This is a genomic window from Nitratireductor sp. OM-1, from assembly GCF_003296175.1.
In the GTDB taxonomy this organism is placed as follows: Bacteria; Pseudomonadota; Alphaproteobacteria; order Rhizobiales; family Rhizobiaceae; genus Nitratireductor; species Nitratireductor aquimarinus.
Genome location: NZ_CP029208.1, coordinates 3555446 through 3574942, shown reverse-complemented (window position 1 = coordinate 3574942; position 19497 = coordinate 3555446). Strand labels below are relative to the sequence as shown.

General features: G+C 61.9%; 19 protein-coding genes. 14 read left to right on the top strand and 5 right to left on the bottom strand.

Annotation, left to right across the window (positions count from 1 at the left end):
* Nucleotides 1–121 precede the first annotated feature (121 nt).
* Nucleotides 122–1621, top strand: coding sequence for a DegQ family serine endoprotease (locus DEJ54_RS17050; RefSeq protein ID WP_113155605.1), 1500 nt, complete (start codon nt 122–124; stop codon nt 1619–1621).
* Between the two features lie 90 nt (nt 1622–1711).
* Here DEJ54_RS17050 and DEJ54_RS17045 read toward each other — a convergent pair whose 3' ends face one another.
* Both DEJ54_RS17045 and serB read right to left on the bottom strand, forming a co-directional pair.
* Complete coding sequence (locus DEJ54_RS17045) at nt 1712–2275, bottom strand: GNAT family N-acetyltransferase (protein WP_113155604.1); 564 nt, start codon at nt 2273–2275, stop codon at nt 1712–1714.
* Nucleotides 2272–3159 carry a phosphoserine phosphatase SerB gene (serB, locus tag DEJ54_RS17040; RefSeq protein WP_113155603.1) on the bottom strand — a complete coding sequence of 296 codons (888 nt, stop codon included), beginning with the start codon at nt 3157–3159 and terminating at the stop codon, nt 2272–2274. The genes DEJ54_RS17045 and serB overlap by 4 nt, the downstream gene beginning before the upstream one ends.
* Nucleotides 3160–3188: 29 nt before the next feature.
* On the opposite strand from serB, the gene miaA reads away from it, so the two are divergent.
* Both miaA and DEJ54_RS17030 read left to right on the top strand, forming a co-directional pair.
* On the top strand, nt 3189–4133 hold the full coding sequence (miaA, locus tag DEJ54_RS17035) for a tRNA (adenosine(37)-N6)-dimethylallyltransferase MiaA (RefSeq protein WP_113155602.1): 945 nt from the start codon (nt 3189–3191) through the stop codon (nt 4131–4133).
* Between the two features lie 80 nt (nt 4134–4213).
* A complete protein-coding gene (locus DEJ54_RS17030; RefSeq protein WP_113155601.1) occupies nt 4214–4996 on the top strand; it encodes a GGDEF domain-containing protein in 783 nt (260 codons plus the stop codon).
* Between the two features lie 151 nt (nt 4997–5147).
* Here DEJ54_RS17030 and DEJ54_RS17025 read toward each other — a convergent pair whose 3' ends face one another.
* Entirely contained in the window at nt 5148–7025 is a 1878-nt protein-coding gene (locus DEJ54_RS17025) for an ATP-binding protein (RefSeq protein ID WP_113156367.1), read from the bottom strand.
* A 335-nt stretch (nt 7026–7360) separates the two neighbouring features.
* Here DEJ54_RS17025 and DEJ54_RS17020 point away from each other — a divergent pair, with 335 nt between their 5' ends.
* The 5 genes from DEJ54_RS17020 to DEJ54_RS17000 all read left to right on the top strand — a co-directional run bounded on the left by DEJ54_RS17020 (nt 7361) and on the right by DEJ54_RS17000 (nt 12575).
* Nucleotides 7361–9163 carry an acetolactate synthase 3 large subunit gene (locus DEJ54_RS17020; protein WP_113155600.1) on the top strand — a complete coding sequence of 601 codons (1803 nt, stop codon included), beginning with the start codon at nt 7361–7363 and terminating at the stop codon, nt 9161–9163.
* Between the two features lie 83 nt (nt 9164–9246).
* Nucleotides 9247–9819 carry an acetolactate synthase small subunit gene (gene ilvN, locus DEJ54_RS17015; RefSeq protein ID WP_113155599.1) on the top strand — a complete coding sequence of 191 codons (573 nt, stop codon included), beginning with the start codon at nt 9247–9249 and terminating at the stop codon, nt 9817–9819.
* Between the two features lie 127 nt (nt 9820–9946).
* Nucleotides 9947–10543 (top strand): LysE family translocator, encoded by a 597-nt coding sequence (locus DEJ54_RS17010; RefSeq protein ID WP_113155598.1) that lies wholly within the window; start codon nt 9947–9949, stop codon nt 10541–10543.
* A gap of 128 nt (nt 10544–10671) precedes the next feature.
* Nucleotides 10672–11172 (top strand): hypothetical protein, encoded by a 501-nt coding sequence (locus DEJ54_RS17005; protein ID WP_113155597.1) that lies wholly within the window; start codon nt 10672–10674, stop codon nt 11170–11172.
* 275 nt (nt 11173–11447) lie between these two features.
* Entirely contained in the window at nt 11448–12575 is a 1128-nt protein-coding gene (locus tag DEJ54_RS17000) for an ATP-dependent RecD-like DNA helicase (RefSeq protein WP_113155596.1), read from the top strand.
* A gap of 178 nt (nt 12576–12753) precedes the next feature.
* On the opposite strand, the gene DEJ54_RS16995 is transcribed toward DEJ54_RS17000, so the two are convergent.
* On the bottom strand, nt 12754–13161 hold the full coding sequence (locus DEJ54_RS16995; RefSeq protein WP_113155595.1) for an STAS/SEC14 domain-containing protein: 408 nt from the start codon (nt 13159–13161) through the stop codon (nt 12754–12756).
* A 145-nt stretch (nt 13162–13306) separates the two neighbouring features.
* On the opposite strand from DEJ54_RS16995, the gene DEJ54_RS16990 reads away from it, so the two are divergent.
* From DEJ54_RS16990 to blaOXA, 6 genes are all read left to right on the top strand, one after another.
* Nucleotides 13307–14047: a pyridoxine 5'-phosphate synthase gene (locus DEJ54_RS16990; RefSeq protein WP_113155594.1), complete on the top strand. Its 741-nt coding sequence runs from the start codon at nt 13307–13309 to the stop codon at nt 14045–14047.
* Between the two features lie 115 nt (nt 14048–14162).
* Complete coding sequence (locus tag DEJ54_RS16985; protein WP_113155593.1) at nt 14163–14744, top strand: hypothetical protein; 582 nt, start codon at nt 14163–14165, stop codon at nt 14742–14744.
* A gap of 591 nt (nt 14745–15335) precedes the next feature.
* On the top strand, nt 15336–15986 hold the full coding sequence (locus DEJ54_RS16980) for a TetR/AcrR family transcriptional regulator (RefSeq protein WP_113155592.1): 651 nt from the start codon (nt 15336–15338) through the stop codon (nt 15984–15986).
* A gap of 49 nt (nt 15987–16035) precedes the next feature.
* Nucleotides 16036–17055, top strand: coding sequence for a ketol-acid reductoisomerase (ilvC, locus tag DEJ54_RS16975; RefSeq protein WP_113155591.1), 1020 nt, complete (start codon nt 16036–16038; stop codon nt 17053–17055).
* A 253-nt stretch (nt 17056–17308) separates the two neighbouring features.
* A complete protein-coding gene (locus DEJ54_RS16970; protein WP_162742331.1) occupies nt 17309–17641 on the top strand; it encodes a hypothetical protein in 333 nt (110 codons plus the stop codon).
* A gap of 173 nt (nt 17642–17814) precedes the next feature.
* Nucleotides 17815–18576: a class D beta-lactamase gene (gene blaOXA / locus DEJ54_RS16965; protein WP_113156366.1), complete on the top strand. Its 762-nt coding sequence runs from the start codon at nt 17815–17817 to the stop codon at nt 18574–18576.
* A gap of 163 nt (nt 18577–18739) precedes the next feature.
* Here blaOXA and DEJ54_RS16960 read toward each other — a convergent pair whose 3' ends face one another.
* Nucleotides 18740–19303 carry a DUF429 domain-containing protein gene (locus tag DEJ54_RS16960; RefSeq protein ID WP_113155589.1) on the bottom strand — a complete coding sequence of 188 codons (564 nt, stop codon included), beginning with the start codon at nt 19301–19303 and terminating at the stop codon, nt 18740–18742.
* Nucleotides 19304–19497 lie beyond the last annotated feature (194 nt).

Here is a 19497-nt window from a genome sequence, read left to right as displayed (position 1 = left end):
CCGTAATCACGGCGAATCATGGAAATTTGAAGCGCCTGTTAATGGAATCGGCCCAGCATAGGGCATAGAATTCCGGCCAATCGTCGTTCCACCAAGCAAGCCATCTGGAGAAATGCTCTTTATGACCCCATCCAAGATTTTACGCGCCACGCGGGTGGCGCCAGTGGCCGCTCTCCTTGCGCTTGGAGGTCTTGCCGCAACGCCGGTCATCGTTGCGCAGGAAGCGCGGGCGGAAGGCCCTGCCTCGGTTGCCGACCTTGCCGAGCGGCTTGCCGGTGCGGTGGTCAATATTTCCACCTCGCGCTCCGCAGGCGGCGGAAGCTCCGGCCGGGTGCCGCTGCCCAAGCTGCCCGAGGGCTCGCCCCTGCAGGAGTTCTTCGACGATTTCTTTCAGGATGAACCGGAGGCCGATCGTGGTCCGCGTCAGGCCCAGTCCCTGGGCTCCGGTTTCGTGATCGACGCCAAGGAAGGCATCGTTGTCACCAACAATCACGTGATCTCCGATGCCGACGAGATTGTCGTCAACTTCACCGATGGCGGCAAGCTGGACGCCGAGCTGCTCGGCGTTGACACCAAGACGGATCTTGCCGTTCTGAAGGTGGATGCGAGCAAGCGCGAATTGCAGGAAGTGCCGTTTGGCGATTCCGACAGGATGCGCATCGGCGACTGGGTCATGGCCATCGGCAACCCGTTTGGCCTTGGTGGCACGGTGACGGTGGGCATCGTTTCGGCCCGCAACCGCGAAATCGGTTCCGGCCCCTATGATGATTTCATCCAGACGGATGCGGCCATCAACCGGGGCAATTCCGGTGGTCCGCTGTTCAACATGGATGGTGAGGTGATCGGCATCAACACGGCGATCATTTCGCCGACTGGCGGTTCCATCGGCATCGGCTTCTCCATTCCCTCGGCGCTGGCGATCAAGGTTGTCGATCAGCTGCGCGAGTTCGGCGAGACGCGTCGCGGCTGGCTCGGCGTTCGCATTCAGGAAGTGACCGACGACATTGCCGAGAGCCTTGGCATGGACGAGGCCATGGGTGCGATGGTGAGCGGCGTGATCGAAGGCGGTCCGGTCGATGACGGATCGATCCAGCCCGGTGACGTGATCATCACCTTCGATGGTCAGACGGTCGAAAATGTGCGCGAACTGCCGCGCATCGTCGCTGAAAGCCCGGTTGGCAAGGAAGTGGACGTCACCGTTGTCCGCAAGGGCGAAGAAGAGACCGTGAAGGTCACGCTCGGTCGTCTTGAAGACAGTGAGAAGCTGGCTTCCACCGAAACGCCGGGCGATGAGCAGGCCGGCGAGAGCGAAGCCGTGTCGTCTGCCGCCGTTCTGGGCATGCACATGGCCGAGCTGAATGACGCGCTGCGCGAGCAGTATGAGATTTCCGCCGATGTGAACGGCGTCGTCATCACCAAGGTGGATGAGGATTCGGTTGCCGCAGACAAGGGCGTTGCCGTTGGTGATGTCATTGTCGAGATCGCCCAGGCGACGGTCTCCACGCCGAAGGAGGTGCTGGACCGTCTTGAGGAGCTGAAAGGGCAGGGCCGCCGCAATGCGCTTCTGATGCTGGCTTCCAAGAATGGCGAGCTGCGCTTCGTGACGCTGCGGATGGACTGATCTTCAGGCAATCTTGCCAGATCAATGCAAAACGGCCCGGAAGCGATGGTTTCCGGGCCGTTTTCTTATATTTGGGGAGAAAAGTGCCGGCTATGCCTGCCGGGCTTTCCAGTCCGCGCGGGACAGGCGATAGAGCACGTGGCGCTTCAGCTCGGGGTGCGTGTCGGGCACGGCGGGATGGTCGAAATCGTCAGCTGCGTCGTGGCGCATGCCGATGCGGCGCATGACGGCGGTGGAGCGCTCATTGCCGGCCACCGCAAACGAAACGATTTCATCAAGGCCGAGCGTTTCGAAACCATGGGCGAGCCAGGCGCGCGCAGCCTCGGTGACATAGCCCTTGCCCCAGAATTCCGGGGCCAGACGCCAGCCGATCTCGATGGCGTCTTCGGGCAGGTTGGAGAGCCCGCGCGGGCGATGCAGGCCAACAAAGCCGATGAGGTCGCCGGTTTCCTTCAGTTCCACCGCTGCAAAGCCGAAACCGTTCTGTTCGATGCCATCGCGGATGAAATCCATCGCTGCGTCGGCGTCCTCGCGGCTGCGACGATAGGGGAAGAACTCCATGATCGTCTCATCGGAGTTGATGTGGTGGAAGAAGGCGCGGTCTTCCTCGCCCCAGTTGCGCAGGATCAGCCGGTCGGTCTCCAGAAGCGTCATGTGACGAAGTCCGCTTCGCGATAGCCCTGCAGGAAGAGAAGGGCGGTGAGGTCGCCATGGTCGATGCGCACGCGCGCCTGTTCCGCAACGGCGGGCTTGGCATGGAGGGCAACGCCGAGGCCGGCGAGAACCAGCATGTCTAGATCATTGGCGCCGTCACCCACGGCCAGCACATCGTCGGGCGTCAGGCCGTGTTCTGCGGCAAAGCGGTTTAACGCGACGGCCTTTGCCTCCCGCCCCAGAATGGGCTTCTTGACCTCGCCGCTCAGCCGGTCGCCATCGGTCAGCAGATGGTTGGCCTGCTGCGTGTGGAAGCCGAGTTTTGCGCCGACCGGCCCGGTGAACTGTTCGAATCCGCCCGAGACGAGGGCGGTGAATGCGCCTGCGGCTTTCATCGTAGCGACGAGCGCCGGGCCGCCGGAAGCGAGCGTGATGCGCTTTTCGATCACGCTGTCGATGACGTTGAGCGGCAGGCCTTTTAAGAGCCCCACACGCTCTTCCAGCGCCGGCTCGAAAGCGATCTCGCCATTCATCGCGCGCCGCGTGATGCCGGCAACGGCGTCCTTCAGACCAAGCTCGGCTGCCAGTTCATCAATGCACTCCTGATCGATCATGGTGGAATCCATGTCGGCGATCAGCATCTTCTTGCGCCGGTTGTCGGTCTTCTGCACCGCGACATCGATGGGCGCACCGGCCAGTGCCGCGCGCAGGCGTGCTTCGGCCTCTGCGGCATCGGAACCGGGGGCGAGGGCGATGTCGCAGGCCAGGTTTTCACCCAGCCAGTCGATGGCGCTTGCATCGAGCGCCTCCATGGCCATAGTCGCAACCGCGGGCGTGAGAGCGCGCTTTGCCGGATGAGAGATGAGTGTGGCGACGAGGGACATGAGCGTTTCCGGAATAGTGAGCGGCGGGCATGTTGAATAATGCGATCCTGATAGCGGGGCCGACTGCCAGCGGCAAGTCCGCTCTGGCGCTGGCGCTTGCGCAGGAAACGGGCGGGGTGGTGATCAACGCCGATTCCATGCAGGTCTATGACGTGCTTTCGCTCCTGACCGCGCGGCCCTCTGCCGAAGACCTGAAACGCGCGCCGCACTTTCTCTATGGACATGTGCTGCCATCGGTCGCCTATTCCACGGGCGCGTGGCTGGACGATGTGGCGAAGCTTGTCGAAAGCGGTGCGCTCGAAGGAAAGCGTCCTGTCTTCGTAGGTGGTACGGGGCTTTATTTCCGCGCGCTTCTGGAGGGCATTGCGCCGGTGCCGCCGGTGCCTGATGCGGTGCGCCGGCACTGGCGTCAGCGCATGGAGAAAGAGGGGCCAGAGGCGCTGCACCGGCTTTTGACCGAGCGCGACCCCGGGGCCGCTTCCGCCATCGGCACGAGCGATGCGCAGCGCATCACGCGCGCGCTCGAGGTTTTCGAGGCTTCTGGGCGTCCGCTGAGCGCCTGGCAGCAGGAAAACACGCCGCCGCTGGTCGACCGCGCATCCGCTTGCTGCATTGTTCTGGAGCCGGAACGCGAATTTGTCAGACAGCGCATCGGCCAGCGCTTCGACCGCATGGTGGAGGAGGGCGCTCTGGAAGAGGTGAAGGCGCTACTGGCGCTTGATCTGCCACCCGAACTGCCGGCGATGAAAGCCATTGGCGTGCCCGAACTGGCGACCTGTCTCAAAAATGAATGCACGCTGGAAGACGCAATCGAGCGGGCGAAAACCGCCACAAGGCGCTATTCCAAACGCCAGGGCACATGGTTTCGCAACCAGCTTGGCGAAGACTGGAAACGTGTGCCGATTTCTTCGGAAAACGCGCTTCCGCGAAGTCTTGCAGAGGTTCTTCAGGCGAGCGCCAAACCGGCGGAATAGAAGCATTCCGCCTGTGGAGATTAACCTTGCGTAAGTGAGACTGTGCGAGAAGGCGATAAAGGGTGTCATTCGGGGCAGGCATGCGTTTCCACAAAGCGGAATCCGCGTTCTTTGTTTTCATTTTGCTGGTGCTGGGCGCGGGTGCCCTGCTTGCCTATGCCTATTGGCTTTTACGCTCCGACATCAGCATTTTCCCGGCTCCGCAGGATCTGAAGAGTTTTATCCAGATTTTGTTCGTCACCGGCGTCCTTCTGGCGACCGCCATCATTTTCGGCATCTTCTTCATCTATCCGCTGATCCGCACCCAGGTGCGCGAGGAGGGGAAGTTACGGGCCATGACGGAAACGCTGAGCGCCCGTTCGGAATCGCTCCAGCACGCCGCCCTGACCGACAGCCTGACAGGCATGCAGAACCGGCGCTTCTTCGATGATGCGCTGCGCGAATATCTGCAGGAGTTCCGTCGCATCGAAAAGCCGGTCGGCCTGATGGTTCTCGATCTCGATCATTTCAAGCAGGTCAACGACACGCATGGTCACGATGTGGGCGACGATGTGCTGCGCGAAGTGGCGCGCTGCCTGAAAGACCTGACCCGCTATCATGATGTGGTCGCGCGCATGGGCGGCGAGGAATTTGCCGTGGTTGCGCCGAACATGAACAATGAATCTCTGGTCAAACTTGCCGAGCGCATCCGCCGCGCCGTGTCACAGCTCTTGATCGAAGCGAGCAATGTGAACATCCGCGTGACGATCAGCGTCGGCCTGTCCATCTGGGACGGGCGTGAATCGGCTGAGGAATTCTACCGTCGCGCCGACAAGATGCTCTATGAGGCCAAACGCCTGGGCCGCAACCGCGTCTGCGCCTGACGTCTGCGCCCGGCAGGGCGACACTCTCCCAACGCTCAACTGAAAGAACTGAACGCTGCGCTGGCGCGTGGCGCGCTCCCGCTTGCATGGCGTTTGGCTCCGGCAGTTCGCCGGAACCTTCACGAGCCGTGCACTGAAAAAATGAGGAGCGCTAGCGGTTTCCGAAGTGACCGCGCGACGGAACAGTATAGCTCGCCGGGCGCGCGTAATCGTCCGACGGCCGGGACCATTGTTCGAAGGTCTCGGGCTGAACAGGCGTCCTTGCCGGCCGGGGCCGGTAGTCGCGGTCGCCGGCCTGCATGTCTGCGGGGACGGGCGAGCCGATATCCGGTGGCGACTGCACCTGCGAGCGCATGGAGCGGCCGGCATCGCGCAGATTTGCCACGATTGAGGCGAGATCCACGTCATTGTCGATGTCTTCGGGGCGCGACGCCTTCTTCTTCGCATCGTCCCGCTGGCCCGGAAGCGCATGCGCCGGCAATTGCTCGAACTTCATGCGCATGGTCGTTGCGACACCCTCGCCAAAGGCAATGGCTTCGCGCCGGCCCATGGCCGAGAGGAATGACAGCATGGACGCGGAGGAGTCCGCGATTGCCGAACGGATGATCGCCTTGTCCTGATCGTTGGCGAGCCGCATGGCGAACACGGTGGAGCACTGCGACAGGACCGTCGGGTCGAGTTCGCCCGGGCGCTGTGTCACCACACCGAGATAGCAGCCATATTTACGGCCTTCCTTGGCGATGCGCGCGAGCGCGTGGCGCGTCGGCGCAAAACCCAGGCGTGGATCGGCGGGCATGTAGCGGTGAGCTTCCTCGCAGACGACCAGAAGATTAAGCTTTCCGTTGCTCCACAGCGCCAGGTCGAAGGCGAGGCGGGCCATGACCGAGCAGACGGAATTGACCACCTCCGGCGGCATGCCGGCCATTTCGAAACAGGTCACCGTCTTGCCGTGGCTGGGGATGCGGAAGAGCCTGCCGATCGTTTCGTGGATCGAATCCTCGATGAGACGCGAGGCGAACATGAAACGGTAACGCGGATCGTTCTGGGCAGCCTCGATGCGTGTGCGCAGGCTGCGATAGATCGGCCGGTCGGCCTTGTTGGCAAGCTGGCCGGTGCGCTCCTCGATTTCCTTCAGCACATCGGCCATGCGGTAGGGGACCGGCGTGTCCGCCGTCAGCCCGCCCGTGTCGTTTGACCGGCGCAGCGAGGCAGCGCTTCCCGGATTGCGATAGAGATGCTTGGCAGCGGGAATGATCTCGCGCAGCAGTTCCACCTCTTCCGTCACCGGCTCGCGGCCCCGGAAAAGCACTTCCACCAGTTCTTCAAGGCGAAACAGCCAGAACGGCAGGTCCAGCGTGTTGGTGTCGATGCGCACCGCGTATTCCGGCAGGGCGGAAGCGAATTCATTGTGCGGGTCGAGAATGAGCACGCGCAGATCCGGCCGTGAGGCGATGGTCTTGCGCAGGAGAAGCGATACGGCCGACGATTTGCCGACACCGGTGGTGCCGACGACCGCGAAATGGCGGTTCAGCGTGTCATCCACCGCAATACAGGCATCGATGCTTTCGTCCTGCGACAGGTTGCCGATCACGGCCTGCTGGCGGCCGGCCAGATCGTAGACCGCCTGCAGGTCGCGCGAGCGGATGCGGTGGGCGGGAGCGCCGATATGCGGATATTCCGTGATGCCGCGGTCGAACACGGGCTCGGCGCCACGGTCGCGCACTTCGCCGACCAGCTCGACCGAGATCGCGATGGGGTTCGCCTCGCCATCGCGCCAGCGGTGTTCGGGCCGCTCCACCGCATAGACGAGACCGACCGTGCGGATCGCGCCGAGATTGATGGAGATCATCTTGCCGACGGTCCAGTAATTGGACTGGCCGCTGTCATCGGTGTCGGTCTCTGCGGCAATCGTGGCGCGGGAGCCGTCGCAATGCACGACATGGCCAAGCAGGCGCGTGCGCGGCTGATCGGCTGCGCGCCTTTCCTGAGATGTCGTCTCGCCCTGCGTCGTTCCGCGTTCCACAAACATCATGCCACCCCATTATCCCTAACGCTCAAGGCTAGTGCCGCGAAGTTAAGGCGGCGTGTCGCGGGATGGTTGAGGAGGGGTAAACGGGGCTCTTCAAATTGGGCTTATCAAGCTGGTTGACGATGCGTTCAAGCAACCTTATTGTGCGCAGCCATGATGACAGGAAACATTCTTATCGTAGGAAGGCGCATGGGCAAGGCAGCGTAGCTGTCTGGCGAAAGCACCCCATGCGCGAAACACAGGCTCCCTCGGGGGCCTTTTTTATTGGCCTGGTGTTTCCTTGGGGGCGTTGGGCAGCTAAACAAATCGCCGGTAGAGAGAACGGAAAGACCAAGATGAACAAGGCAGTGTCGGAGCCAGCAGCGGACGCATCCGCCCAAAACGAGATGACGGGCGCAGAGATCGTCGTGCAGGCGCTCAAGGACAATGGTGTCGAGGATATTTTCGGATATCCGGGCGGCGCCGTACTTCCCATCTACGACGAGCTCTTCCAGCAGGAAGATGTCCGGCACATTCTTGTACGCCACGAGCAGGGAGCAGGCCACGCAGCCGAGGGCTATGCGCGCGCTACCGGTAAGGCCGGCGTCATGCTGGTGACCTCCGGCCCCGGCGCGACCAATGCGGTGACGCCGCTGCAGGACGCGCTGATGGATTCCATCCCGCTTGTCTGCATCAGTGGCCAGGTTCCCACCGCACTGATCGGCTCCGACGCTTTCCAGGAGTGCGACACGGTCGGCATTACCCGTCCCTGCACCAAGCACAACTGGCTGGTGAAGGACGTGAACCAGCTTGCCGCGATCATTCACGAGGCTTTCCACGTGGCGACCACGGGCCGCCCGGGACCGGTCGTCGTGGACATTCCCAAGGACATCCAGTTTGCCAAGGGCACCTACACCCCGCCGCAGACCGCGCCGCGCACCAGCTATCACCCGCAGGAGCAGGGCGACATCAACCAGATCAAGGCGGCCATCGAACTGATGGCCAACGCCAAGCGGCCGGTGATCTATTCGGGTGGCGGCGTCATCAATGCCGGTCCGGAGGCGAGCCATCTGCTGCGCGAGCTGGTGGATCTGACGGGCTTCCCGATCACCTCCACGCTGATGGGACTGGGCGCTTATCCGGCATCCGGCGACAACTGGCTCGGCATGCTGGGCATGCACGGCACCTATGAAGCCAACATGGCGATGCATGATTGCGACGTCATGCTGTGCATCGGTGCGCGCTTCGATGACCGCATCACCGGCCGTCTCGACGCCTTTGCGCCGCATTCGCGCAAGATCCACATCGACATCGATCCGTCCTCGATCAACAAGAACGTTCATGTTGACGTGCCGATCATCGGCGATGCAGGCCGTATCCTTGAAGACATGGTGCGCCTGTGGCGCGCGACTGCGAAGGCGGACAAGGCCGCGCTCAAGCCCTGGTGGACGCAGATCGACATCTGGCGCGCACGCGACTCGCTCGCCTACAAGCCGAATGACGACATCATCATGCCGCAATACGCGATCCAGCGGCTCTATGAGCTGACCAGGGAGCGCGATGTCTATGTGACGACCGAAGTCGGTCAGCACCAGATGTGGGCGGCGCAGCATTTCGGTTTCGATGCGCCGAACCACTGGATGACCTCCGGCGGTCTGGGCACGATGGGCTACGGCCTGCCGGCGGCGCTTGGCGTGCAGATCGCGCATCCCGATGCGCTGGTCATCGACATTGCAGGCGATGCGTCGGTGCAGATGACCATTCAGGAGATGAGCGCAGCGGTGCAGCACAATGCGCCGATCAAGATCTTCATCCTGAACAACCAGTATATGGGCATGGTGCGCCAGTGGCAGCAGCTGCTGCATGGCAACCGCCTGTCGCACTCCTATACGGAAGCGATGCCTGACTTCGTCAAACTGGCCGAAGCCTATGGCTGCCACGGCATCATGTGCGACAAGCCGGGCAAGCTGGATGACGCCATCCGCGAGATGATTGAAGTCGACAAGCCGGTGATCTTCGATTGCCGTGTTGCCGCACTCGCCAACTGCTTCCCGATGATCCCGTCGGGCAAGGCGCATAACGAGATGCTGCTTCCCGACGAGGCCAGCGACGAGGCGGTGGCCAACGCCATCGACGAAGAGGGCCGGCAATTGGTGTGACGGTTATGAGGCGTCCTGTCTCAGCGGCAGGACGCTTTGTTTTCAGTTAGTTACACGATGGTTTTGCAAAAGAGATTCACGCAATGAACGCGCAGCTACAACCCACCGGCTCTGCCTATTTCATCACCAAGGAAACCCAGGTTGCCGAGACGCGCACCCTGGCCGTCCTCGTCGACAACGAACCGGGCGTTCTTGCCCGCGTGATCGGCCTGTTCTCCGGTCGCGGCTACAACATCGACAGCCTCACCGTCTCCGAGACCGAGCACGAACGCCACCTTTCGCGCATCACCATCGTGACGCGCGGCACGGGCCATGTGCTTCAGCAGATCAAGCATCAGCTCGAGCGCATCGTTCCGGTACACCGCGTGGTGGACCTCTCCATCGTTGCCGATGAGCGCGGCCATGACCGCCCGATGGAGCGTGAACTGGCGCTGGTCAAGGTTCGCGGACAGGGCGAGGACCGCGTCGAGGCGCTGCGTCTGGCAGACGCTTTCCGCGCTCAGGTGATCGACGCCAACACCGAGCACTTCATCTTCGAGATCACGGGGCGCGTCTCCAAGATCGAGCAGTTCATCGCCATCATGAAGCCGCTCGGCCTGGTCGAAGTGTGCCGCACGGGCGTTGCCGCCATGAACCGCGGCCCGGAAGGCATGTAGGCGCAGCCTCTCCGTGAACGGATATTTTCTGCGGGCAGGGCGATCTGTATCTTGCCCGCAGGAAAAATAAGGTCAATAATACTGACCTAATTGCCCCTGCGCCGGGCGACCGTTTGGGAGTTGGCGAATGTCGCCGGACGTTTTCCTTGCCCTGTTGGTTTTCTCCTTCGTCGCTTCGGTGACGCCGGGGCCGAACAATTTCATGTTGCTGGCCTCGGGCGTGAATTTCGGGTTCCGCCGCACCATCCCCCACATGCTTGGCATTGCCGGTGGCTTCGCGTCGCTCCTGCTCGCGGTTGGCTTCGGGCTTGGCGCTGTTCTGACGGCGTTTCCCGCGCTCCACACGATCCTGAAAATCGCCGGCGGGGCCTATCTTCTCTACCTCGCCTGGCGCATCGCCATGTCGCGCGCGCTGGGGCAGGGCGGTGAAGGCAATGCGCAGCCGATGACGTTCCTGCAGGCCGCCGCGTTCCAGTGGGTCAATCCGAAGGCCTGGGTAATGGCGCTGACCGCCATGGCGGTCTACACCGACCCCACCGCACCTTTCGCGACGGTTCTCCTTGTCGCGCTCGCCTTCGTCATCGTGAATTTTCCAAGCGTTTCCGTCTGGGCCGGGTTCGGCGTGGTTCTGCGCGGCTTTCTGGCCGATCCCGTGCGGCTCAAATGGTTCAACATCGCCATGGGGCTGGCGCTCGCCGCCACCTTATGGCCGATGATGCGCTAGGGTCAGGCTGACAACAATCCATTCCACAAAATGCGGGGTGAGCGGGTCTCTCAGCCACAATTTCTGCGGCTAGATAGTTAGTCGGCTATATGATTGAATGCGCCCCGCGTGAAACGCGGAGCGAGCAAATGGCGGAATTCGACGAGGCCGCCCTTACCTGGCGACTGTTTCTGGTGACGTCTGGCATATGCCTTGTGCTGTTGGCCATAGGCTGGGTGACCTGTGAGCGCGCCGAGGAGAAGCCGCTGCTCGCCGTCCTGGGCGGTGGTTTCACGATCGATCACAACTCTTCGGAAATTCACTACGATCTGGCGGTGCGGGAGATCCGCCATCTGCGCCACGGCATGATCATCGAGGCCGACTTCGAAGACCCTGCGGGCAATGGCTATTATGTGGTGCGCGAGCGCGTGCAGCGCTGGCGCAAGCGCTACAGCCTGCGTTCACCGCCCGTTTGCGGGGTGCGGGCGCGCAAGCGCTATCTCGTCATGCTGCGGGTTCTGAACGATCAGGGCGAGGAAGAGCTGTGGAGCGACATCATCTATGTGAGCAGCCATCTGGGTGAAGACGTGATGCCCGAGCCGCCTCTGACCACCTGGCCCGGCCGGGACCTCTCGCCGCACACGCGCTAGGGAGGGGGCGGACACCGGTTTCAATGCCCCGCTGCATTGATGTCTTGCGTGGTTCGACAAGCTCACCATGAGGGTGGGTATGGGGACGGCAAATCCCCTCGGGAGCCTCGCGGGACGAGGCTTTGCGGCAAAGCCCAACATCCCTCATGGTGAGCTTGTCGAACCACGCACAACACTGTTGCAACGGGTTTGAGCACGAATGGCGTGAGCGATCCTGCTGCCTCCGGTGTGATTGCAGCCTGTTCATTTCGGGCCGAATCTGCTTTCTGGACGGCATGGAATTCTCCCCGCAACAGGATGCAGCGCTTAACGCTGTGGCGAACTGGCTCAAGGCCGGTCAGACCCAGGTTTTCCGTCTGTTCGGCTATGCCGGAACGGGCAAGACCACGCTGGCGCGCTATTTCGCAGAGCATGTCGATGGCGAGGTGCAGTTCGCCGCATTCACCGGCAAGGCCGCGCAGGTGCTGCGCTCGCGCGGCGCCAAGAATGCCCGCACCATCCATTCGCTGATCTATCGCCCGCGCGGCGAGGAAGAGGTGGAAGACGAGGTGACGGGACGCACCTCCATGTCGCCCACCTTCTCGCTCAACCGCCAGAGCCCCATCGCCAAGGCTGCGATGGTGATCATCGATGAATGCTCCATGGTGGATGAGGCGCTTGGCCGCGACCTCCTGTCGTTCGGCACGCCGATCCTCGTTCTGGGCGATCCCGGCCAGCTTCCGCCGATTTCCGGTGGCGGGTTCTTCACCGAGCATGAGCCGGACCATCTCCTGACCGAAATCCACCGGCAGGCGCGCGACAATCCCATCATCCAGCTTGCGCTCGATGTGCGCGAGGGGCGGGATATCTCCTATGGGGATTATGGTGCGGCCAGGGTCATTTCAAAGGCCGAGGTCGATCAGGATCTGGTGCTTTCGGCCGATCAGGTGCTTGTCGGCACCAACCGCACGCGCCGCCGCTACAATCAGCGCCTGCGCGAGCTGAAGGGGTTCGACGCCGACTATCCGCAGGCCGGCGACAAGCTGGTGTGTCTGCGCAACGACCCCGCCAAGGGGCTGTTGAACGGCTCGCTGTGGAAGGTGATGACCTCGTCGCGCGAGACCGTGAAGCCGGGCATCAACCTTCTGGTCTCGCCCGAAGAGGACGATCCCGATCGCGGCGTGGCCAAGATCAAGCTTTTAAAGGCGGCGTTTGAGGATCCCACGGCGGAAATTCCGTGGCAGACCAAGAAGCGTTACGATGATTTCGACTATGGCTACGCGCTGACCGTGCACAAGGCGCAGGGTTCGCAGTGGGATGAGGTGGTGCTCTTTGATGAGAGCTATGCCTTTCGCGACACGCGCCAGCGCTGGCTCTACACCGCCATCACCCGTGCCTCCGAGCGCCTGACCATCGTGCGCTAAAGCATTTTGCAGCCGGATGCGCGCATCCGGCGTCGCACAAATGCGGGAATGCAGAGAGCATTTTGCAGCCGGATGCGTGCATCCGGCGCAGCATAAATGCGGGAAAGCAAAGAGCATTTTGCAGCGGATGCGCGCATCCGGCGCAGCGCAAATGCGATAGGGCACTGGCCATTGCCGGTCAGCCCGGCGGCGGGGCTGGTTCCGCGCCCAGCCAATTCCAGGCGTCCTCCACCTTCTCATAGGGAAAATACTCCATTTCCATGGAGAAGAACGGACGGAAGAAGGCGATGGTCGTGCCCATCCAGGCCGGCCCGCCGGCCACTGCATATTTGCGGATGTGCTTCAGTGCGTTGGTCTTGCCGATCATCGTCTGTTCCTTGAAGGCGGCATGCCAGTCGAAGCCTTCATAGTCGTGAATGATGACCAGCACGTCGATCTTGTCGTGCACTTCATAAGCGCCTTCGAGAAGACCGTAGAGGTTTTCCATGTCGGCTGCCGTGATGTGGCCGACGATCTCGAAGGCATATGCGTCGTCGCGGTCTGTCTCGATGCGCCGCACATTGGGGGGATTCTCATTGACGGTCATGGTCTGCTCCTGACGCTTTCCGGCTTGCCTCTATCGACCCGGCTTGTCTTTATCGACAACGCGATCTGGGCCTGTCCGTTCCGACCCGAACGCGGTATGGAGCGATGGTAACGCATCGAGCGCAACAGAAAAGCGGGACGCAACAATGCCGGCAAAACTCTCCGTCAATCTCAACGCTGTCGCCATGCTGCGCAACCGGCGCGATCTGCCATGGCCGAGCGTGACCGGGCTTGGCCGCATCGCGCTTCAAGCGGGCGCCTGCGGGCTGACCGTGCATCCGCGCCCCGACCAGCGCCATATCCGCTTTTCCGACCTGCCGGAGATCCGCGCGCTGCTTGATGACGAGTTCCCCGGCCGCGAGTTCAACATTGAGGGCTTTCCCACCGAGGAATTCCTGGCGCTCGTCGAAGAGCATCAGCCCGAACAGGTGACGCTGGTGCCCGACGATCCGGCGCAGGCCACCTCCGACCATGGCTGGGACTTTGCCGGGCAGGGCGGCTTTCTAAAACCCGTCATCGCGCGGCTCAAGATGCAGGGCTTTCGCGTTTCGCTTTTCGCAGATCCCGATCCCGATCAGGTGCCGGCGGCGGCAGCACTCGGGGCGGACCGTATCGAGCTCTACACCGGCCCTTATGGCGGTTGCCATGATGATTCCGAAAAGGCCGCTATCGAACTGGAAAAGCTCGGCAAAACGGCGGACGCCGCTGCCGCGCACGGGCTCGGCGTCAATGCCGGTCACGATCTGACGGTGGCGAACCTTCCGGCCCTTGCGCGCCGCATGCCGGAACTCTGCGAGGTTTCCATTGGCCACGGTCTCACCGCCGACGCGCTGGAATACGGCATGGCGGAAACCGTGCGCCGCTTCATCCGCGCCTGCGAGGGCTGATCCACCTCCAAATCGCCCGCAAATGGTCACGGCATTGCCCAGACCGTTAACGCGCATGGACAGGGTTTCTTAGGATTCCCTGACCTATGCATGGGGTGGGTTTTGAGGTGTTTTAATGCGTATCGTTGCAGTGACCGTGCTGCTCGCGCTGGCGTTGGCAGGCTGTGCCTCGACGCCGCGCAGCATCAACAATGTTTGTACCGTGTTCGACCAGAAGCAGAGCTTTTTCGGCGGCTGGTATACGCAGGCCAAGCGCGCCGAGCGCAAATATGGCGTGCCGGCGGAAGTGCTGATGGCCACCATCCGCATCGAATCTGGCTTCGACGCCGATGCGCGCCCGCCGCGCCGCAAGCTGCTCGGCTTCATTCCGTGGAAGCGCGCCTCCAGCGCCTATGGCTATTCGCAGGCGCTTGATGGCACCTGGCAGCGCTACAAGCGCGAGACCGGCAATATGATGGCGCGGCGCAGCAGCTTCGCCGATGCGGTGGATTTCGTCGGCTGGTATCACCAGACCAGCAACCGCACCAATGGCGTGGCGCTCAACGACGCCTACAGCCTTTACCTGAACTATTATGCCGGCCATGCGGGCTATCGGCGCGGCGTATGGCGCAACAATCCGCAGATGCAGAAATCCGCCCGCAAAGCGGCGACCATGTCCAGTAATTACGGCCGCCAGATGCGCCAGTGCGGGCGCTGAACGACCTGCTTCCAGCGGTCTCCACTCTTCATTGCATCGCGAAACGCTCTCATTCATTCTTCTTGGGCAATTGCGGGCGCCGACTTCGAAGCCCCCTTCTCCCCGCGCGTGGGGAGAAGGAGGCTGCCCGACCGTCCCGCCCAACGGCCCAAAGCCGCACGCCGTCAAACGACCAGGCCCCACCGTCAAGGCCCCCTTCTCCCCGCGCGCGGGGAGAAGGTGAGGATGAGGGGCGGGCGCCAGGTTCCGCGAACCCACATATGGCGAGACTTTCATGCGCCGCGTCAGCCCCTCATCCCCCTGCCGGGACCTTCTCCCCGCAAGCGGGGAGAAAGAAGCTGTCATCCACGTGGAGCGCTTCCGCTTTTTCTGAAAAGCTCATAGCCAGAGCCCGGCCTGACCGCCTGTCTTCATCGCTCGGCCCCGTATCCACAGGATGCGGGGCCGATGCCGTTTCGCAGGGCCGGGCGGGCGAGGGGCGCAATCTCCCCGGACCCTGTGGCAAAGCGGCTTGCATTTTGTTTTTCCCTATGACAGAACCGTACCGTACGGTACGATCCGTAAACGGGAACAGAGACCTTCGTGCGCCACATGTCGGAAATGCAGGATACATTCACACCGCGCCAGCGCGCGGTTCTGGACAAGGCGCTGGGCCTCCTGCTGGAAGGCGGCGAGCGCGCGCTGACGACCGCCGGGCTGGCGCGCGCGGCCAACTGCTCCAAGGAAAGCCTCTACAAATGGTTCGGAGACCGCGACGGTCTTCTGGCGGCCATGATCTCCCATCAGGCGAGCAAGGTGCGCGCCCAGATCGACGGCGGCGAGCGGCTGGATCTTTGCCGGTTCCGCACGCATCTGGTGGATTTCGCAAATGACCTCTTGCAGGTTCTCGGTGGAGATGTATCGCTGGCGCTTAACCGGTTGGCCATTGGACAGGCGAGCCGGGAAGGTAGCCGGCTCGGCGCGCTTCTTATTGAGCGGGGTCGGCATGGTATTGATAAACGTGCCGGCGCGCTTTTGGAGGCCGGCAGGCAGCGCGGCCTTATTGCTTATCACGACCGCGAAACTGCCTATCACACATTATACGGCTTGATCGTGCGCGACCTTCATGTGCGCATGCTTCTGGGCGAGGCCGGTGTGCGCCGGCCTGAACATTACGCCGCCCTTGCAGAAGAGGCGGTGGACCAGTTTTTCGTGCTTTTCGGGGTGCGGAAAAACGAGACGACCGGCCGCGACAGCGTCTAAGGCGGTCGAAGGTGAACAACAGTCAGTTGGATCAGGAAAGGAATTGAGTATGCGGGTGTATTATGATCGCGATGCCGATCTCAATCTCATCAAGAGCAAGAAGGTCGCCATTATCGGTTATGGCAGCCAGGGTCGCGCGCACGCGCTGAACCTGAAGGATTCCGGCGCCAAGGAAATCGCCGTGGCGCTGCGTCCGGGTTCTGCAACCGCCAAGAAGGTCGAGGCCGATGGCCTCAAGGTGATGTCGGTGGCCGAGGCTGCTGCATGGGCCGACCTGATGATGATGGCCACGCCCGACGAGCTGCAGGCCGGCATCTACAATTCCGAGATCGCGCCGAACATCCGCGACGGTGCGGCCATTGCCTTCGCGCACGGCCTCAATGTGCATTTCGGCCTGATCGAGCCGAAGAAGACCGTCGACGTGCTGATGGTCGCGCCGAAGGGCCCGGGCCACACCGTGCGCGGCGAATATGAGAAGGGCGGCGGCGTGCCGTGCCTGGTCGCCGTTCACCAGGACGCTTCCGGCAATGCGCTGGACCTCGGCCTGTCCTACGCCTGCGGCGTTGGCGGCGGCCGTTCGGGCATCATCGAGACCACGTTCCGCGAAGAGTGCGAGACGGATCTGTTCGGTGAGCAGGTCGTTCTGTGCGGCGGTCTTGTCGAGCTCATCCGCGCCGGCTTCGAGACGCTGGTCGAGGGCGGTTACGCTCCCGAAATGGCCTATTTCGAGTGCCTGCACGAAGTGAAGCTGATCGTCGACCTCATCTATGAGGGCGGCATTGCCAACATGAACTACTCCATCTCCAACACCGCTGAGTGGGGCGAGTATGTCTCTGGCCCGCGCATCATCACGGCAGAGACCAAGGCAGAGATGAAGCGCGTTCTGCACGACATCCAGTCCGGCCGTTTCACCACCGAGTGGATGCAGGAGTGGCACGCAGGTGCGGCCCGCTTCAAAGCGACCCGTCGCCTGAACGACGAGCATCCGATCGAGGAAGTTGGCGAGAAGCTGCGCGGCATGATGCCGTGGATCTCCAAGAACAAGCTGGTGGACAAGGAAAAGAACTGATCTTTTCCAAAGTCTCAGACAGAAGGCCGCGGCATCGCCCGCGGCCTTTTTCTTTGCCGGTCTTCCGCCTGCCTGTCCCGCGATGAAACAGGTTTCTGGCACGGTTTTCGCTGCATGACCCACAAGTACCGCAAGAACCGCATGGGCCTCTTGCCACCGGTCAGGCGCGCCTGACGGGCATGGAGGCGAACGGGCATGGAGGCGAAAAGCCAGCCGCGCCTGCGGGCGTGGGCAAGGCCAGGAGGCGAAGATGATGTCGGACATGAAAAGGCCGGTGGACGAAAGACGGGCGGGCGAAAGACGGGCGGGCGGAAAACTGGCGGACGCGGACCGCCCGTTTCCCTCAGAGCGCCGCGCGGCCGGCCGCGAGGATGCGACGCGTCACGCGAGGCTCTTCTGGAACCATGGCGGCTGCATGCTTCTGGGCGCTGTTCTCGACCAGAACGCGCACGGTGCGCGCATCCGCTTCGGCGACATCTGCGCCGTGCCGGACGCCTTCTACATAGAGATAGAAGGCAGCGACCGCGTCCGCCCGGCGGTCATCCGCTGGCGCAGCCTGACGGAGATCGGCGTGGCGTTTGAGTGAGGGGGGGGGCTGGCGACCAATTTGGGGAGGCGGTCATTTGGGCCCCGACTGCACTTTTGCGGCAATGCGGCTTCAACTCGCCATTTCACAAGGACTGGCAATTTTGCTAGTTCGGGACAGGACTTGAGACGTTGAAAGCAGTTGATTTGCGCATTTTCTTAATACTGATCGCGATGGCGTCTTTCTCATTGTCAGCAAAGGCAGACACGGTCTGCACCCTGATACTTGATGCCGCGTCGGAGCATGTCTTGATGGAAGAGGGCGATTGCCAGTCCCGTGTGACGCCGGCATCGACTTTCAAGGTCCCCCTCGCTGTCATGGCTTACGACGCCGGTATCCTGAGAAATTCACATGAGCCCGTTTGGGCATTTCAGGCGGGCGATCCCGACTGGGGCGGTGCCAATTGGACAAGGAACACCGATCCGACAGACTGGATGCGATACTCGGTGATTTGGTATTCTCAGCGGATCACCCGGACGATTGGCGAGCAGGTCTTAGCCCGATACGCCCAAGACTTCGGGTATGGGAATGCGGATTTTTCCGGCGACCCCGGTTTCGGGAATGGGCTTGAGCGTGCATGGGTTGCCTCATCCCTTCTGGTCTCCCCTGTCGAGCAGGCGGCTTTCTTGCGGTCTCTGGTATTGGAAACACTCCCCGTTTCGCCTCAGGCCATGCAGAACGCGCGCGCCATCATCCAGAGTTGGCAGACCGGCAACTGGGTGATCTACGGGAAAACCGGCACAGCCTACCCGCGCCGCGCGGACCGCAGCTTCGACTACGCACGCGGATGGGGTTGGTTCGTGGGTTGGGCACAAGATGGCGATCGAAAATTGGTGTTTGTCCGGTTGACCCAAGCGAATGAGCGCATGGAGATGTCGCCCGGTAATCTGACGCGAGATGCTTTTCTGTCGGACTGGTCCGTGCTGTTCGATTGAACGTCCGCTTCGTCCGCTCTGCCGACCTTCTTCCTCCGAAAATGCTGCGCCATGGATAAATGGCCGGTCTGGTGAAGCTGCAGCGCGGCATCGGCGTGGTGAGTGGAAGGTAGCTAAGGGCCGATCTCAAGCTTTGGCAATTATTGCCCCAAGCTGGGATGTATTACAGGCCCTCAAACCAAGGGTAGCAAGCTCTGGGCACCACAAGTTCTATGTCATCTTCAATGTCTGAGAAGAGATCCACAATCCATTTTCGATTGTGCCCCATGGCTGCACACCAGGCCGCAACGATGGCGTCACCCTCATGATCTTCTCCCGAGCTTGCAAGTGCGTCTTGATAGACCTCACGGATTGCATTCTCGCCGGATACGCGGAGCAACAGCTTGGGGTGGCTTTCGTAGACCGGCAATCCAAGACGCTTGGCTACAATCGCGCCATTCAAGGTCATGGAGCTGTATAAGGAGTTCTGCGCGACAATCGAGTTGCCTCCATATTTGCGCCGTAGAGCATCATCACAGGCCCTCCCTCCCTTGGGTGACCAGGCCAAGAGGGTGTCTATGCCGAGCGCAACCGCTGATTTTGCATGGGCCTGAAGCCAAGACAGCGCCTCGGCGGCATCGCGAACTGTCGCTTTGTCCACAATCTTTGGCATATCGGATACCACCTGAATTGCCGCAACACCGTTTTTACCTTTCCCGCCTGGATCGTATCCAAGAAACAGCGCCATGCTCTATGCCTTCTTATTTTTGTCGGTGCAGCATCCTACTTACCGAAGACCTTTGCGTCGACTGAGTTGGAATGCACGACTTGAACGTCCGATTCCGCGATGCTGCACCGCAGCGCATGTTCTATAAAGGGACGTCTGTTTTGGGCCGAGTGCCGACGTGTTCAGGGGCCGACTTATGTCAGCTAACTCAATCG

What these genes read in the sequence shown, in the direction of transcription:
- DEJ54_RS16970 (WP_162742331.1), top strand. Translation starts at nt 17,309, where the DNA reads ATGTCGGACATGAAAAGGCCGGTGGACGAAAGACGGGCGGGCGAAAGA.
- DEJ54_RS16960 (WP_113155589.1), bottom strand. Translation starts at nt 19,303, where the DNA reads ATGGCGCTGTTTCTTGGATACGATCCAGGCGGGAAAGGTAAAAACGGT.
- DEJ54_RS17005 (WP_113155597.1), top strand. Translation starts at nt 10,672, where the DNA reads ATGGCGGAATTCGACGAGGCCGCCCTTACCTGGCGACTGTTTCTGGTG.
- DEJ54_RS16990 (WP_113155594.1), top strand. Translation starts at nt 13,307, where the DNA reads ATGCCGGCAAAACTCTCCGTCAATCTCAACGCTGTCGCCATGCTGCGC.
- ilvC (WP_113155591.1), top strand. Translation starts at nt 16,036, where the DNA reads ATGCGGGTGTATTATGATCGCGATGCCGATCTCAATCTCATCAAGAGC.
- DEJ54_RS17045 (WP_113155604.1), bottom strand. Translation starts at nt 2,275, where the DNA reads ATGACGCTTCTGGAGACCGACCGGCTGATCCTGCGCAACTGGGGCGAG.
- DEJ54_RS16980 (WP_113155592.1), top strand. Translation starts at nt 15,336, where the DNA reads ATGTCGGAAATGCAGGATACATTCACACCGCGCCAGCGCGCGGTTCTG.
- DEJ54_RS17025 (WP_113156367.1), bottom strand. Translation starts at nt 7,025, where the DNA reads ATGTTTGTGGAACGCGGAACGACGCAGGGCGAGACGACATCTCAGGAA.
- DEJ54_RS16995 (WP_113155595.1), bottom strand. Translation starts at nt 13,161, where the DNA reads ATGACCGTCAATGAGAATCCCCCCAATGTGCGGCGCATCGAGACAGAC.
- DEJ54_RS17020 (WP_113155600.1), top strand. Translation starts at nt 7,361, where the DNA reads ATGAACAAGGCAGTGTCGGAGCCAGCAGCGGACGCATCCGCCCAAAAC.
- DEJ54_RS17000 (WP_113155596.1), top strand. Translation starts at nt 11,448, where the DNA reads ATGGAATTCTCCCCGCAACAGGATGCAGCGCTTAACGCTGTGGCGAAC.
- DEJ54_RS17030 (WP_113155601.1), top strand. Translation starts at nt 4,214, where the DNA reads ATGCGTTTCCACAAAGCGGAATCCGCGTTCTTTGTTTTCATTTTGCTG.
- DEJ54_RS17010 (WP_113155598.1), top strand. Translation starts at nt 9,947, where the DNA reads ATGTCGCCGGACGTTTTCCTTGCCCTGTTGGTTTTCTCCTTCGTCGCT.
- ilvN (WP_113155599.1), top strand. Translation starts at nt 9,247, where the DNA reads ATGAACGCGCAGCTACAACCCACCGGCTCTGCCTATTTCATCACCAAG.
- DEJ54_RS16985 (WP_113155593.1), top strand. Translation starts at nt 14,163, where the DNA reads ATGCGTATCGTTGCAGTGACCGTGCTGCTCGCGCTGGCGTTGGCAGGC.
- DEJ54_RS17050 (WP_113155605.1), top strand. Translation starts at nt 122, where the DNA reads ATGACCCCATCCAAGATTTTACGCGCCACGCGGGTGGCGCCAGTGGCC.
- blaOXA (WP_113156366.1), top strand. Translation starts at nt 17,815, where the DNA reads ATGGCGTCTTTCTCATTGTCAGCAAAGGCAGACACGGTCTGCACCCTG.
- miaA (WP_113155602.1), top strand. Translation starts at nt 3,189, where the DNA reads ATGTTGAATAATGCGATCCTGATAGCGGGGCCGACTGCCAGCGGCAAG.
- serB (WP_113155603.1), bottom strand. Translation starts at nt 3,159, where the DNA reads ATGTCCCTCGTCGCCACACTCATCTCTCATCCGGCAAAGCGCGCTCTC.